The sequence below is a fragment of the Nonomuraea angiospora genome, assembly GCF_014873145.1.
Lineage (GTDB): Bacteria > Actinomycetota > Actinomycetes > Streptosporangiales > Streptosporangiaceae > Nonomuraea > Nonomuraea angiospora.
Window position 1 is genome coordinate 2,334,945 of the sequence record NZ_JADBEK010000001.1, and the last position, 13,632, is coordinate 2,348,576.

At 71.4% G+C, this 13,632-nt stretch carries 10 protein-coding genes; all 10 read right to left on the minus strand.

Annotated elements, in window-relative coordinates:
- Positions 1-125: 125 nt before the first annotated feature.
- The 10 genes from H4W80_RS10700 to H4W80_RS10745 all read right to left on the minus strand — a co-directional run bounded on the left by H4W80_RS10700 (position 126) and on the right by H4W80_RS10745 (position 13,604).
- On the minus strand, positions 126-1,700 hold the full coding sequence (locus tag H4W80_RS10700; protein WP_192784948.1) for a choice-of-anchor I family protein: 1,575 nt from the start codon (positions 1,698-1,700) through the stop codon (positions 126-128).
- Between the two features lie 119 nt (positions 1,701-1,819).
- Positions 1,820-4,936, minus strand: coding sequence for an AfsR/SARP family transcriptional regulator (locus tag H4W80_RS10705; RefSeq protein ID WP_192784949.1), 3,117 nt, complete (start codon positions 4,934-4,936; stop codon positions 1,820-1,822).
- An 87-nt stretch (positions 4,937-5,023) separates the two neighbouring features.
- A complete protein-coding gene (locus tag H4W80_RS10710; protein ID WP_192784950.1) occupies positions 5,024-5,251 on the minus strand; it encodes a hypothetical protein in 228 nt (75 codons plus the stop codon).
- Between the two features lie 66 nt (positions 5,252-5,317).
- Positions 5,318-7,237 carry a glycoside hydrolase family 127 protein gene (locus tag H4W80_RS10715; protein ID WP_192784951.1) on the minus strand — a complete coding sequence of 640 codons (1,920 nt, stop codon included), beginning with the start codon at positions 7,235-7,237 and terminating at the stop codon, positions 5,318-5,320.
- A 37-nt stretch (positions 7,238-7,274) separates the two neighbouring features.
- Positions 7,275-7,883 (minus strand): YesL family protein, encoded by a 609-nt coding sequence (locus H4W80_RS10720; protein ID WP_192784952.1) that lies wholly within the window; start codon positions 7,881-7,883, stop codon positions 7,275-7,277.
- Positions 7,883-8,785, minus strand: coding sequence for a carbohydrate ABC transporter permease (locus tag H4W80_RS10725; protein ID WP_318786797.1), 903 nt, complete (start codon positions 8,783-8,785; stop codon positions 7,883-7,885). Before H4W80_RS10725 ends, H4W80_RS10720 begins: the two co-directional genes overlap by 1 nt.
- Positions 8,782-9,747: an ABC transporter permease gene (locus H4W80_RS10730; protein ID WP_192784954.1), complete on the minus strand. Its 966-nt coding sequence runs from the start codon at positions 9,745-9,747 to the stop codon at positions 8,782-8,784. The genes H4W80_RS10725 and H4W80_RS10730 overlap by 4 nt, the downstream gene beginning before the upstream one ends.
- Positions 9,747-11,345 (minus strand): type 2 periplasmic-binding domain-containing protein, encoded by a 1,599-nt coding sequence (locus H4W80_RS10735; RefSeq protein WP_192784955.1) that lies wholly within the window; start codon positions 11,343-11,345, stop codon positions 9,747-9,749. The genes H4W80_RS10730 and H4W80_RS10735 overlap by 1 nt, the downstream gene beginning before the upstream one ends.
- A gap of 139 nt (positions 11,346-11,484) precedes the next feature.
- Entirely contained in the window at positions 11,485-12,549 is a 1,065-nt protein-coding gene (locus tag H4W80_RS10740; protein ID WP_192784956.1) for a LacI family DNA-binding transcriptional regulator, read from the minus strand.
- Entirely contained in the window at positions 12,546-13,604 is a 1,059-nt protein-coding gene (locus H4W80_RS10745; RefSeq protein WP_318786798.1) for a LacI family DNA-binding transcriptional regulator, read from the minus strand. The genes H4W80_RS10740 and H4W80_RS10745 overlap by 4 nt, the downstream gene beginning before the upstream one ends.
- Positions 13,605-13,632: the final 28 nt, after the last annotated feature.

Genomic DNA, 13,632 nt, shown 5'->3' on the forward strand with positions numbered 1-13,632 from the left:
GCCTCCGGTCAGGTTTCCGCCGCGCATTCGACGACCGGACCGGCGCGGATCGCGGCCAGCTGCACCTGTGACGAGGACGTTACCTCGCGGACCTCGGGCGGCGCGTCGGGAGCCGGTCGGGGCGCCTACCGGATCTCGTAGATGGCGGTGGTCCCGCTCACCTCGTTGCCCACGATCAGCAGCGGCCGGCGGGTCGGGCTGTCCGCCGCGGACACGAAGAGCACACCTTCCGGGCCGACGTCGCCGGCGGTCCCGTCCTCGACGGATCCGGCGAAGTCGCGGGTGTTGAGATAGTCGGCGAGGACCGGGCGCCGGGGGTCGGTCACGTCGTAGGCCACCACCCCGCTGACCCGCTCGAGCCCGGCGAACGCGTACGTCCTCCCCCGCACCTGACCCACCGCGACGCCCTCGGGCTCCGGCCCCTTGTTGTCGCTGCGGCTGTCGAAGGAGTCGTTCTCCTCGTTGTCGGCGTTGAACTCCTTGGGCAGCTCCCGGGCGATCAGCTGCTCGAGCTCGTCCCCCGAGTCCCAGACCAGCGCGCCCGTGGCGGAGCGCACGGAGATCGAGCGGGCGCCGAAGGCGTACAGCTCCCGGTAGGCGCCCGAGGCGTCCTTCGGCGAGTCCGCGGCCACGGTCAGGCGGCCCAGCTCCGCGTCCTTCTTCAGCTCGGCGGCGTTCGGGAACGTCTCCGCCGACAGCGTCAGGTCCTTCACGCGCACCTCGTCCATGTGGCAGTCCCAGTCGCGCCCGTCGCCCTCGTTGGCGGTGACGAGGTACGTCTGCCCCTTCGAGCGGAAGTGCGCGACCGCGTCGGGCATGTACATCCCCTTGACGCCGGCCCGGGGCCGGATGTCGATCTTCCCGTCCTTGTCGGAGGCGTCCAGGCCGACCTTGCCGAAGTCCTTCAGGCCGAGAGGCACGATCCGCCGCACCTTGGCGCGGGCGAGGTCGACGATCGCCACCGCGTTGTTCTCCTGCAACGTCACCCATGCCGTGTCACCGGCCACCGTGATGTACTCCGGCTCCAGGTCCTGCGCCACCGTCGCGCCCGGACCTGGGATGCGCACGCCCGCGGCCCGGAGCGCCTCGGCCTGGTCGTTGAACGCCCGGAAGTCGGCCGTCCGTACGGTGCCGCGCTTCACGTCGATGACGCTCACCGACCCCTCAGGGTCGTCGGCGGCGCCCGCGCAGTACGATTCCGGCTCGCCCTCGTTGGCGACGACCAGCCGGCGGCCGTCCTCGCCGAAGGTCACCATGTCGGGAAGCGCCCCCACGGCGAACTCCTTGAGCTTCTTGCCGGAACCGGCCTGGAACAGCGTCACCTTCCCCTGGCCGGTCTTCTTCGCCGCCTGCTGCGCGACGGCCACCAGACCTCCGCTCACGGCGACGCTGTTGGCTCCGGGAGCGGCCAGGGAGGTGACCCGCTCCGGGTTGCGCGGGTCGCGGAGGTCGAGGACGTCCACCGTTCCCGCCTGCGCGTTCACCACGAAGGCGCGCTTGGTGGCGGGATCGTAGGAGGTGATCTCGGAGGCCCCGGCACCGACCGACCCGGTCGAGAACCGGCCGAGGAACGCCAGGCTGACGCCCTTGATCCCGTTGTCCCGGGAAGTCGTCGCCTGGGCGGGAACGGCGAGCAGGGCGAGTGAGAGAGCGGCGCCGGCGGCGGCCGCGGCCGTCCGGAAGGCATGTGAGCGGTGCATGCGCCGATCGTGGCGACAGCCGATGACTATTTGAGCGCCGGAGGATGTCCATGTGGTGAATTGCACCTGGGAAGAGCCTCGTCCACGCAGCTCAGGCCACATGAGGACGGAGAGGAGAGCTACCTGGCGTCCTCCAGCAGCGGCGCGAGCTTCTTCTCGCAGGGTGCGTGTCCGATCTCCCGGCACAGCCGCAGGACCTCGCCGGCCCTGCGCGCCGCCGCCTCGCGGTCGCCGCGTCGCCGTTCCAGCTTGGCCAGCTCCGTCAGCGCGGCCAGCTCCGGCAGCCGGTACGCGCTCTCGGACGCCACGGCGTGTCCCCGCAGCGCGTGGCGGACGGCGCCCTCCTGGTCGCCCAGGGCGTCGAGCAGCCGGGCGCGGGCGAGCAGCGCGTAGGCCAGATGCCAGTTCAGGCCGCCCGCGCCGATGAGGTCGCCGGCCAGGTCCAGGCTGTCCGCGGCCTCCGCCGTCAGTCCGAGGCGGACCCCGGCGTCGGCCAGGGCGACCAGCGCCGCCGCCTCCACCAGCCGGTCCCCCTGGCCCCGGCACACGCCGAGCGCCGCCAGCGCCTCGTCCCGCGACTGCGCCCACCGGCCGTTCTCCCAGTGCAGCCGGCTGATCCAGATCTGCGTCGTGGCCGCGCCGTGGCCGCCTATCGAGGTGATCAGGGCGAGCGACTGCCGCAGGCAGGTCTCCGCCTCGCCGTACCGGCCCTGGTCGAGGAGCACGGCGCCCAGCTGCCGCAGGTCGGCCCCCTCGGCGTAGGGCAGATCGTGGCGCCGGCTCAGCGCGAGTGCCTGCCTGCAGTATTCCTCGGCCAGCTCCAGCCGGCCCAAGTGGTGGTGCTGGTAGCCGAGCGCGTTGAGTGCCCGCACCTGGCCGGGCACCGAGCCGAGCTCGCCGAAGAGCTGCGCGGCGCGTACGTTGTCGGCCATCGCCTCGACGAGGTCGCCCGTCCACGCCCGCGCGAAGCTCAGCCCCATCCTGGCCGCCGCCTCGCCCTCCCGCTCGCCGCTCTCGCAGGCGATGCGGACGGCCTGCTCCAGGTGCCCGACGGCCTCCTCGCGGCGGCCGACGCGGAAGAGGCCGTCGCCCATGCCGGTGTGCAGCATGGCGGTCACGGCCGGCACGTCGTGCGCGGAGGCGGCCTCCAGCAGGGGCGGCGCGATCTCCATCCACTCGCCGATGCGTCCGGTGCGGGCGCAGATGGCGCGGACCATGTCGGCCAGGCGCCAGACGGCCGGGCCGGGCTCCCGCTCGATCGCGCATCTCAGCGCGGCCAGCAGGTTGATGACGTCGGCCGCCTCGGGGGACGGCAGCTCGCGGGCGTCCGGGCCCGGCTGCGGGCCGGAGAGCAGGGACTCGCCGGGCGCGCACCGGGCGGCGACGGCCGCGCCCAGCTCCAGGTAGTGGCCGAACAGGCGCTGCCAGGCCGGCTCACGCTCGGAGTCGCGCCCGGCTTCCGCCACCGCGTACAGGCGGACCAGGTCGTGGAAGCGGTAGCGGTCGGTGATGTGGTGTTCGAGCAGGTGGGCCGCGGCCAGGGCCCTGAGCGAGGCGCGTGCCGCGTCCCGCGGGAGGCCGGTGACCGCCGCCGCGGCCGCCACGGTGACATCGGGGCCGGGCACGAGCCCGAGCAGGCGGAAGACCCGCTGATCGGCGGGGGCGAGCAGGCGATAGGAGGCGGAGAAGGCGACCGTGACGGCGTTGTCCTTGGCGCCGTCCACGGTGAGCCCCGCCAGCGGGTTGCCGGCGGCCAGCTCCGCCGCGACCGCCGCGGTGCCGTCCTCGGGGCGGGCGGCGGCGTTCGCGGCGGCGATGCGCAGCGCGAGCGGCAGCCCGCCGCACGCGCGCACCAGCTCGCCGCGCGCGTGCGACTCGGCCGGGCCGCCCGCCGGCCCGAGCACGCCGTCCAGCAGCGCCCGGCCGTCCGCCTCGGACAGCGGGCCGAGCGAGTGCTGCCTGGCGCCCGCGAACGCCACCAGCTCGCCCAGGCGGTGCCGGCTGGTCACGAGCGCCACGCCGTTCGGGGGCAGGAGCTGCTCGATCTGGGCCGCCGCGCGGGCGTTGTCCAGGACCAGCAGGTACGAGTGCCCCGCCAGCAGCGAGCGATAGAGGCCGAGCTGGGTCTCGAACCCGCCCCCCACCCGTTCGGGATCGACGCCGAGCGAGACCAGCAGCCGGGTCAGCGCCGCCGTCGGGGTCAGCGGCTCGCGGTGCGGGTCATAGCCGCGAAGGTCGAGGTAGAGCTGCCCGTCGGGGAAGCGGTCCTTGGCCCGGTGCGCCCAGTGCAGCGCGAGGGCCGTCTTGCCCATCCCGGCCGTGCCGCTCAGCACGCACACGCCGTCGCCGCCGGCCAGGCACTCGTCCAGCCAGGCCAGCTCCGCGTCGCGGGCGGCGAACGCGGGCACGTCCCTGGGCAGCTCGGCCGGCCGTGCGACGAAGGGCTCCGGTCGCGGCGGAAGGGGCGCCGGGTGCGCGCCCTCCCCGGGTGAGCCCGGTTCGTCGTCCCGCAGGAGCCGCTGGTGCAGCTCGCGCAGGGGGCGGCCGGGCTCGATGCCGAGTTCGTCGACCAGCCGCCGTCTCGACTCCCGGTACACCGCCAGCGCCTCGCCGCGGCGCTCGCACCGGTGCAGGGCCAGCATGAGCTGGCCCAGCAGCCGCTCGCGCAGCGGGTGCTCGGCCACCGCCGTGTGCAGCTCGCCGACGATCTCGGCGTGCCGCCCGGCCGCGAGTTCGGAGTCGTACAGCTCCTCCAGGGCGCAGATCCGCCTGTCCTCGAGGCCGGGGCGTTCCTGGCGGATCAGCTGGGCGCTGGTCCCCGCCAGCGCGGGGCCGCGCCACAGCCCCGCCGCGGCGCGCAGCCGTAACACGGCGTCGGTGTGACGCCCCTGCTCCGCGTCGGCGCGCGCGGCGGCTCTGTGCCCCTCGAACAGCTGCAGGTCGAGCTCGTCCGCGCCGGTGTGGATGCGGTAGCCCGCGCCGACGCGGCTGATGCGCTCCTTGCCGACCAGCGCTCGTAACTCGTGGATGTAGACCTGCAGGCGCGAGACGGCCGTACGCGGCGACCGCTCGCCCCAGATCAGATCGACGAGCCGGTCGTCCGACACCGTGCGGTTCGCGTGGAGCAGCAGGGCGGCCAGCACGGTCCGCTGTTTCGGTGAGCCCAGCGCGATCGGCCCCTCAGGCCCGTCGACCGATACCGGCCCGAGCAGCGCGAACCGCACCTCCGATTCCATGAGCCCCCTTCACGTCCCGACTCCCCCGCTGTGATGCTAGCGAGAGATGATCGTGCGGAAGGGGGATACGGGAACCCGGGCGACGGGTTACTTCAACACCCAGAGAGCCCAGAACGGGCTGTCCCAGTCGCAGTCCCAGTATTCGTGGTCCCCGGAGTACTTCCAGCCCGCCGCCTCGCACTGCGCCAAGGTGCGGTGGACGCTCTTGATGTAACCGACCTTGACCTCGGCGCTCGCGGGCACGCCGGCGCCGGCTGTCACGGCCATCGCCAGGGCGGCCGCCGGGACCAGCACTCGCATGATCTTGTTCCGCATGGAGAACCTGCCTTCGCTCGATGACCCCAAGAGCGTCGCAGCCAAGACTTCCGTAACGCTTCTCTTTCACTCCCGAATCCATACGGTCATGTCGGAGAGGCCGCGGTTGGCCCAGGAGAAGTACGGCACGGCGGTCATCGTGACGCCGCGCCGGGCCGGAGGGCGGTCGCCGTACAGCGAGCCGTCGGTCCCGGCGTCCACGGTGGCGTCGGTGGTGGCGTCGGCGCTCAGGGTGACGACGCCGGTCCGCTCGTCCGGGACCGCGTGGACGGGGACGTCGCGGGCGAGGACGAGGCTGTGCACGGCGCAGTCGTGGTCGACGCCCTCCAGGCAGAACACGATCGGACCGCGTTCGAGGGCGACCTTGCCGGCGGTGGCGGCGACGGCGGGATGCGCCCAGGTCCGGCGGATCTCCATGCCGAGGTCGATCTCGACCACGTCGCCGGTCCGCCAGCGGCGGGACAGGGTGCAGTAGCCGTCGCGGAGGCCGGGCCGGTCAACGGGTTCGCCGTTGACGGTGACGGTGGGCCGCCGGCTCCAGCCGGGGATGCGGACGGCGAGCGCGAAGTCCACCCCGTCGCCGGCGTGGGTGACGGTGATGGCCAGGCGGCCTTCCCGGGGGTAGGCGGTGTCCTGGCGGAGGGTGACCTCGCCGCCGGCGAAGGTGAAGCGAGCGGTGCCGGCCACGTACAGGTTGACGACGGCTTCGCCGGGTCCCTGGGCGTAGACGTAGCGGCCGAGCTCGCTGAGCAGCCGGGCGAGGTTGGGCGGGCAGCAGGCGCAGTCGAACCACTCCTGCCGGGTGACGGTGCCGTGGCTGGCGAGGGGGTTGCCGTAGAAGTAGCGGGTGCCGTCGGCGGAGGCGCCGCTGAGGACGCCGTTGTACAGGGCGCGTTCGAGGACGTCGACGTAGTGGCCGTGGCCGGTGAGGTCGCTCATCCGCCGCGCCCACTGGACGAGGCCGATCGCGGCGCAGGTCTCGGCGTAGCCGTGGGCGTCGGGCAGGTCGTACGCGGGTCCGAAGCCTTCGATGCGGGGGTCGGAGCCGAGCCCGCCGGTGATGTACAGCTTCTTGTCCGTGACGTCGGCCCACAGCCGGCGCACGGCCTGGAGCAGCCGGTCGTCGCCGTACTCGCCGGCCAGGTCGGTCATCGCGCTGTACATGTACATGGCGCGGACCGAGTGGCCGACGGCCTCGGCCTGGTCGGCGGCGGGCTGGTGGCTCTGGTTGTACTCGCGGAAGCGCCGCAGGTCATCGGGCTTGCGGGGGAGCCTGGTGCCGAAGTAGCCGGGCGTGCCGCGGCGCCGCAGCTCGGCCTCGAACGAGTAGGGCTGCTCCCCGCGCCAGTCGATGAAGCGCCGGCCGAGGTCGAGGTAGCGGCGCTCGCCGGTCACGCGGTAGAGCTTGACCAGCGCGAGCTCGATCTCCTGGTGCCCGCAGTAGCCACCGGCGCGGGGGCCGTCGGCGCCGAAGACGGTGTCGATCAGGTCGGCGTAGCGGCGCACGACGTCGAGCAGCCGGGTCTTGCCGGTCGCCTCGAAGTGGGCGACCCCGGCTTCGATGAGATGGCCGGCGCAGTAGAGCTCGTGGGCGTCGCGCAGGTCGGTGAACCGCTCCCCCGGCTTGACAACGGTGAAGTACACGTTGAGGTAGCCGTCGTCCTGCTGCGCGCCGGCCAGCAGCTCGATCGCCTCGTCCACGGCCCGGTCGAGCTCGGGGTCGTCGGTGGTGGCCAGGCAGTAGCTGGCGGCCTCGATCCACTTGGCGACGTCGCTCTCCCAGAAGATGTGCGGCTCGTCCGGGTCACCCGGCCGCCAGGACAGGCTCAGGGCGTCGAACTGCTGTCCGGGCCGGCGCAGCTGGCCCTCCTGGTGCCGCAGCGTACGCGTACGGATCAGCTCGCGGCGCGGCGCCCAGAACTCGTCGTCGATGGTGACCGCGGTCAGCGGCAACGGCTCGCGGCGCACGGCGGCGGCAGAGGTCATGGTCATGAGATTCCCAACGTGAAAGGACCGAAGACCGTCACGGGCCCGGAGCCCTGGGCAGGACCCCGGTGCCCCAGACGTAGGCGAAGGAGGCGAAGGCCGGCACGGCGACGCCGAAGACCGGGACCAGCCCCGGGACGAGGTAGTACGCGCACAGGATCACGCCGGCCGCGACCAGCGTGACGAGCGCCTGCACCGGGCGGGCGAGGACGAGGATCGCGCTGCGGCGGACGAGCGCGCCCGGCCCTTCGTCGAAGTGGGCGGCGAGGATCCAGATGTTCGCGGTCATGGCCGACACGAACAGCGTGACCAGCCAGAGCACCGCGCCGAGCAGCGGCTCGACGACGCCGAGGTCGGCGCTCTCCAGCAGCCGCCGGTCCACCAGGAGCACCGCCCAGGCCGCCGCGAAGACGTAGCCCACCACGTTGGCGGTGCGGAACTCCTGCCGCCAGAGCCGCCGGAACTCGCGGGGCGCCCCTGAACCCAGGAACTCGCCGCGGATGACGCCGTACACCGCGGCGGTCGCGGGGAAGACGCCGAGCACGATGCCGCCGGCCAGGCTCCCCACGACCCACAGCAGGTGCAGCTTGAGCAGCAGCAGGCCCACCTCGCCCGCCCTCGTGTGCCAGGTGAGGACGCGTCTCATCAGCCCTTCACCGACCCGATGAGGACGCCCTTCTCGAAGTAGCGCTGCAGGAACGGGTAGAGCACCAGGACCGGGAGGCTGGAGACGACGATCACGCCGTACTTGATCTGGTCGGCGTACTGCTGGTCGTAGGAGGTGCCGCTGCCGCCGGAGGCCCCGACGCCGCCGGCGAACGCCTGGTTGGACAGGAGGATGTCACGCAGCACGATCTGCAGCGGTTGCAGCGCGTTGTCGCGGACGAACACCATGCCGGTGAAGAAGTCGTTCCAGTGCTGCACCAGGTAGTACAGGCCGATGACCGAGACGATCGCCTTGGACAGCGGCAGCGCGACCCTGGCGAAATACTGCAGGTAGGACACGCCGTCGATCATCGCCGCCTCGAACAGCTCCTTCGGCAGCGAGTGCTCGAAGAAGGCGCGGGCGATGATGAGGTTGTAGACGTTCACCGCCGACGGCAGGACGAACACGAGCCAGTTGTCCAGCAGGCCGAGATCGCGGTAGAGCAGGTACGTCGGGATCAGGCCGCCGTTGAAGAACATCGTGAACACGAAGAACAGCATGAGGATCCGCCGCGGGCGGAACTCCGGCCGCGACAGCGCGTACGCCGCGGGGATGGTCACGACGAGGTTCAGCGCGGTCCCGGCCACGCTGTAGAGCAGCGTGTTGCGGTAGCCCGTCCAGATCCGTTCGTCGTTGAGGATCTCCCGGTACCCGAAGAGGTTCACGCCCTTCGGCCACAGCCACACCTCGCCGGTGGAGATCAGCGACGGGTTGCTCACGGACGCGATCACCACGAAGTAGACCGGGTAGACCACCGCGAACAGGACCGCCACGCAGATCGCGCCGAGCGCCAGCGCGAAGACGATGTCGCCCGGCGTCTTCTTCAGGGGGGTCGCGCTCACCACAGGCTCCAGTTCGACACGCGACGGGCGATCGCGTTGGCGGCGATCAGGAACGCGAAGTTGATGACCGTGTTGAACAGGCCGATCGCGGTGGCGTAGCTGAACTGCGTGCTGAAGATGCCGATCTTGTAGACGTACGTCGCGATGACCTCGGACACGGGCAGGTTCAGGTTGTTCTGCATCAACCAGACCTTCTCGAAGCCGGTGTTCAGCACGCCGCCCATGGTGAGGATGAGCAGGATCACCATGGTCGGCACGATGCTCGGGACGTCGACGTGCCGGATGAGCTGCAGCCGGTTCGCGCCGTCCACCTTGGCCGCCTCGTACAGCTGCGGGTCGACCCGCGAGAGCGCGGCGAGGTAGATGATGCTGTTCCACCCGCAGTGCTGCCACACGTCGGAGATCACGTACACCGGCACGAAGGCCGCCGTGTCGCCGAGGAAGTTCACCCCGTCGAGGCCGAAGGGGGCCAGGGCGCGGGTGAGCAGTCCGGTGGACGGGTTGAGGAACGCCTGAAGCATGCCGACGACGACCACGATCGAGATGAAGTGCGGCAGGTACGTCGCCGTCTGCATGACCCGCTTGCGCCGGCCGCCGGCGATCTGGTTGATCATCAGCGCCAGCAGGATCGGGGCCACGAACCCCACCACGAGCGTGGTGAACGCGATGACGAACGTGTTCTTCAGCAGCGGCCAGAACAGCGGGCTGTCGAAGAACTGCCGGAAGTACTTCAGGCCGGCCCAGTCCCCGCCGGTCAGCCCGGCGGCGAAGTCGAACTCCCGGAAGGCCAGCTGGATCCCGTACATCGGGACGTACATGAACACGGCGACGAACCCGACGGCCGGCAGGACCATGAGCCACAGCTGCCAGTACCGCCTGACGTGCCGGCCGGCGCCCGGCCTGCGGGCGCCGGTCACCGGCTTGCGAGCCGGCTTGCGAGCCGCGACGAGAGACTCCGCCATCAGCGCGTCTTCGCGTACTCGTCGTAGTAGCGCTGGTAGGTGTCGATGTTCTTCTGCAGGCCGGCGTTCTGGACCTGCTGGACGTACTGGCCCCACTGGTCCTCGACGCCGCCCTTGGTGATCCACTCGGCGAACTTCGTCATCGCGGTGTTGAGCATCGTGGTGTCGTTCAACCCGAGCTGGTTGGTGTCGTCGGGCTTCATCTGGATGAACTGGAACGGGTAGACGTCCTTGTTGACGTCCATGTTCGCCAGCGCCTTCTTCAGCGGCTCGGTCTGCTCGACGGCCTCGTCCAGGTCGGCCGGCAGCTTCACCTCGATGTCGTCGCGGATCCAGACCGGGCCGGCGTCGGCGATGGTGACCGTCCACTTCCAGGTCGACGGGTCGACCTTGGCGTCGGCCGGTGGGAGCACCTCGTACTCCTTGTCGCTGACCTTCTTGACATACCGGCCGAGGTCGCCCCACAGCACCTGCAGCGACATCTCCTTGTCATAGAAGGCGTTGACGACCTTGAGCGCGGCCTGCTTGTTGCTCGTCCTGGCGGACATGAGGATCTGGTTCGACGGGAAGTTCTCGCTGTAGGAGTCGTAGGTCCAGGTCACCGGGGTGGTCTGGCCGGCTTCGGCGAGCAACGGCGCCATCGCGACGTACTGATCGGCCAGCTCGGCGCCGAACCGGTCGCTGGCCGTCCAGCCCCAGCTGAAGCCGACCTTGGCCACCTTGCCGGAGCCGCGGCCGACCGCCTGGTAGGCCGAGTAGTCCTGCGTCATGACGTTCTTGCTGATCAGGCCGGCGGCGTAGCACCGGTGGAGGAACTGGATGACCCGCTTGTAGCGCTCGTCGACGAGGAAGTTGCCGACCTTGCCGTCCTCGAGGAAGTAGCCCTGGCCGCCGCCGCCCGCGATCGGCAGGCCGACGCTGCCGAGCAGCACGCTGGGCTGGAAGTAGCCGAAGCCGCCCGTGCCGACCGGTGACCAGTCCATCGGGATCTCGTCGTTCTTGTCACCGTTGCCGTTCGCGTCCTCCTCCTTGAACGCGACGAGCACGGTGTAGAGCTCGTCCCAGGTGGTCGGGACCTTCAGGCCGAGCCGGTCAAGCCACTGCTTGTTGATGTACTGGTGGGTGACGGTCGTCGGCCAGAACCGCTTGTAGCCCGGGACCGCGTAGACCTCGCCGGTGGTCAGCGTGGCCATCGACTTCAGCTCCGGTTTCGCCGCGAACAACGCCTTCACGTTCGGCAGCGCGTCCAGGTCGTCGGCCAGGTTCTCGAAGAGCGTCCGGTACGTGCCCAGGTCGGCGTTCGTGATCGCGTTCGTGCCGACGATCAGGTCCGGCACGTCGCCGGCGGCCAGCATGGTGGACTTCTTCTGGTCCCAGTCGGCCGAGATCTCCTGCCACTGGATCTTGACGCCCGCGATCTTCTCCAGCTGTTTGGGCCACTCCATCGTGCTGATCGGCTTGGTCAGCGGATGCTTGTTGACCAGGATCCGCAGCGTGTTCGGATCGCCTGCGGAGTTCCTGCTGGAGCAGCCCGCGAGTGCGGTGAGGCCGGCCGCGACGACGAAGGCCCGGCGGGACAGAACCGGTGGGGTGGTCATGCGGTCCTCCTGAGGGGGGACGGAGGGTGTGACCGAGATCTCGGTGAATGTTTCAGCGATGTTAGGGGCCGTCATTCAGCGTTGTCAATGACAAGACAATCAAGGGAAGAGGTGACCGGGTCGAGAGGTGCGGAGCGGGTCAGACCTGCGCGGACGAGTCGCGGATCAGCAGGTGAACACCGGTGTGCACCTGCCGGGCGGGGCCGTCGTAGCCGTCGAGGCGCTCGATGAGCAGGCGGACGGCGGCGGCCACCATCTCGCCCTGGTCGGGGCTCACCGACGACAACGACGGGATGGTGAACTCCCCCTCGTCGGTGTCGTCGAAGCCGGTGACCGCGACGTCCTCGGGGACGCGGATGGCGTGCGCGCGCAGCGCTTTCAGCACGCCCACGGCGATCGTGTCGTTGACGCAGACCGCGCCGTCGAACCCGGGGCCGTCGAACCCGGGGCCTTCGAACTGGGGGCCGTCGAACCTGGGGCCGGAGCGCCGCAGCAACCCCACCATCGCCTCGTAGCCCGAGGCCCTGCGGTCCCAGTCGGAGCTGTAGGCTACGAGCGAGGGATCATGCTCGATGCCGTGCTCCTCCAGAGCGGCGGCGAACCCGGAGTAGCGGTCCCCGGTCGGGACCGCGCCCGCCGGACCGTTCCACACGAACGCGAGCCGCCGCCGCCCGGTGGCCAGCAGATGCCGGGTGATCGCCAGGAACCCCGCGTACTCCCCCATCATCACACCGTCGAGCGCCTTGATCGGCGCGCCGCCGAGCGCCACCGCCGGGCGCCGCGGCGCCGCGCCGGCGAGCAGCTCGTCCGACAGGTGGTGCGGGCAGATGATGACGCCGTCGGCGTCGGCGGTCGTCACGCCGAGCACGGCGTCGCGCTCGCGGTCACCGCCGTTGGCGATCCGCAGCGTGCTGGTGAACCCGCACTCGGCCAGGGCGAGGATGAGCCGCTCGGCGTTCTCCGCGAAGTACGGCTGGTAGAGGTTCGGCACGACGACGGCGATCCGGCCGGTCCGGCCGGAGGCGAGCCCGCGCCCGGCCTGGCTCGTGGCGTGTCCCGCCTCGTAGCCGACCTCCTCGACCGCGGCCTGGACCTTGGCGCGGGTGGCGGCCGAGACGTGCGGGCGGCCGAGCAGGACGTTGGACACGGTCTTCGCCGAGACCCCGGCCCGCACGGCGACGTCCGCCAGCGTCGGGCGCTTCATCGCGGATCCCGGCCGAGCGTGGACTCACGCCGGATCAGCTCGACGGGCGAGACGACCGCGCGCGGCTGCCGCGGCGCCGTGCCGGCGAGGCGATCGGCGAGCAGCTCCAGCGCGCTGCGCGCCAGCCGGGCCGGCCCCGGGTCGATCGTGGTGAGCGACGGCGTCGAGAACCGCCCGTCCTCCAGGTTGCCGTAGCCGGCGACCGCCACGCGTCCCGGGACGTCCACCCCGTGCTTGACGAGCGCCGCGAGAGCCCCGAGCGCCACCTCGTCGTTGACGCACAGCAGCACGTCGACGTCCGGGTGCCGCTCCAGCACCTGTACGGCGGCCCGCGCGCCCGCGCGCCGGTCGGCCACCTCGCCGAGCTCCGCGCACGGCACGGGCACCGGGCCGGATCCGCCGAGACGGGCGCGCAGCTCGTCCTGACGCGCGCCGAGCAGCGCCGGGCGGGACCTGCCCATGACGGCGAGGTGACGGGCCAACAGGGCCGCCGCCTCCGCGACGTCCTCCTCGACGCGGTCCACCCCGGCCCGGTCCGTTTCTGTCCGGTCCGTTTCTGTCCGGTCCGTTTCTGTCCGGTCCGTTTCTGCCCGGTCCACCCAGGCCGTGTCCCCTCGCACGACGACCACCGGGCGCTCGCCCAGCCCGTCGGCGACCGGCGCCGCCGGGCCGATCAGCACCACGCCGTCGAACGTCCTCCCCCGGGCGGCGAGCACCGCCGCCAGCCGGGCCGGATCGCCGTGGGTCGGCTCGACCGCGGCGAGCATCCCCCAGCGATCGGCCTCGGTGACCAGGGCTTCGACGAGACCCGCGAGATAGGGGCGGCGCAGCTCGGTGACGGCGATGCCGACCACCCCGACCTGCCCGGTCCTGAGCGCCCTGGCGGCCCGGTTGGGGACCCAGCCGAGCTCGTCGATCGCCGCGTGCACCCGCCGTACCTTCTCCGGACGGATGTGCGGCTCGCCGTTCACCACACGTGACACGGTCTTGATCGAGACGCCCGCCCGATCGGCCACCTCCCGCATCGTCACGCGCATGCGAACAGCGTAGGTCACGCCCGGACTTCTCAGCATTCGGATTGTG

Bases quoted from the DNA above. Each gene is read 5' to 3' on its own strand.
- H4W80_RS10740 (WP_192784956.1), bottom strand. From the start codon at position 12,549: ATGAAGCGCCCGACGCTGGCGGACGTCGCCGTGCGGGCCGGGGTCTCG.
- H4W80_RS10705 (WP_192784949.1), bottom strand. From the start codon at position 4,936: ATGGAATCGGAGGTGCGGTTCGCGCTGCTCGGGCCGGTATCGGTCGAC.
- H4W80_RS10715 (WP_192784951.1), bottom strand. From the start codon at position 7,237: ATGACCTCTGCCGCCGCCGTGCGCCGCGAGCCGTTGCCGCTGACCGCG.
- H4W80_RS10700 (WP_192784948.1), bottom strand. From the start codon at position 1,700: ATGCACCGCTCACATGCCTTCCGGACGGCCGCGGCCGCCGCCGGCGCC.
- H4W80_RS10710 (WP_192784950.1), bottom strand. From the start codon at position 5,251: ATGCGGAACAAGATCATGCGAGTGCTGGTCCCGGCGGCCGCCCTGGCG.
- H4W80_RS10730 (WP_192784954.1), bottom strand. From the start codon at position 9,747: ATGGCGGAGTCTCTCGTCGCGGCTCGCAAGCCGGCTCGCAAGCCGGTG.
- H4W80_RS10735 (WP_192784955.1), bottom strand. From the start codon at position 11,345: ATGACCACCCCACCGGTTCTGTCCCGCCGGGCCTTCGTCGTCGCGGCC.
- H4W80_RS10720 (WP_192784952.1), bottom strand. From the start codon at position 7,883: ATGAGACGCGTCCTCACCTGGCACACGAGGGCGGGCGAGGTGGGCCTG.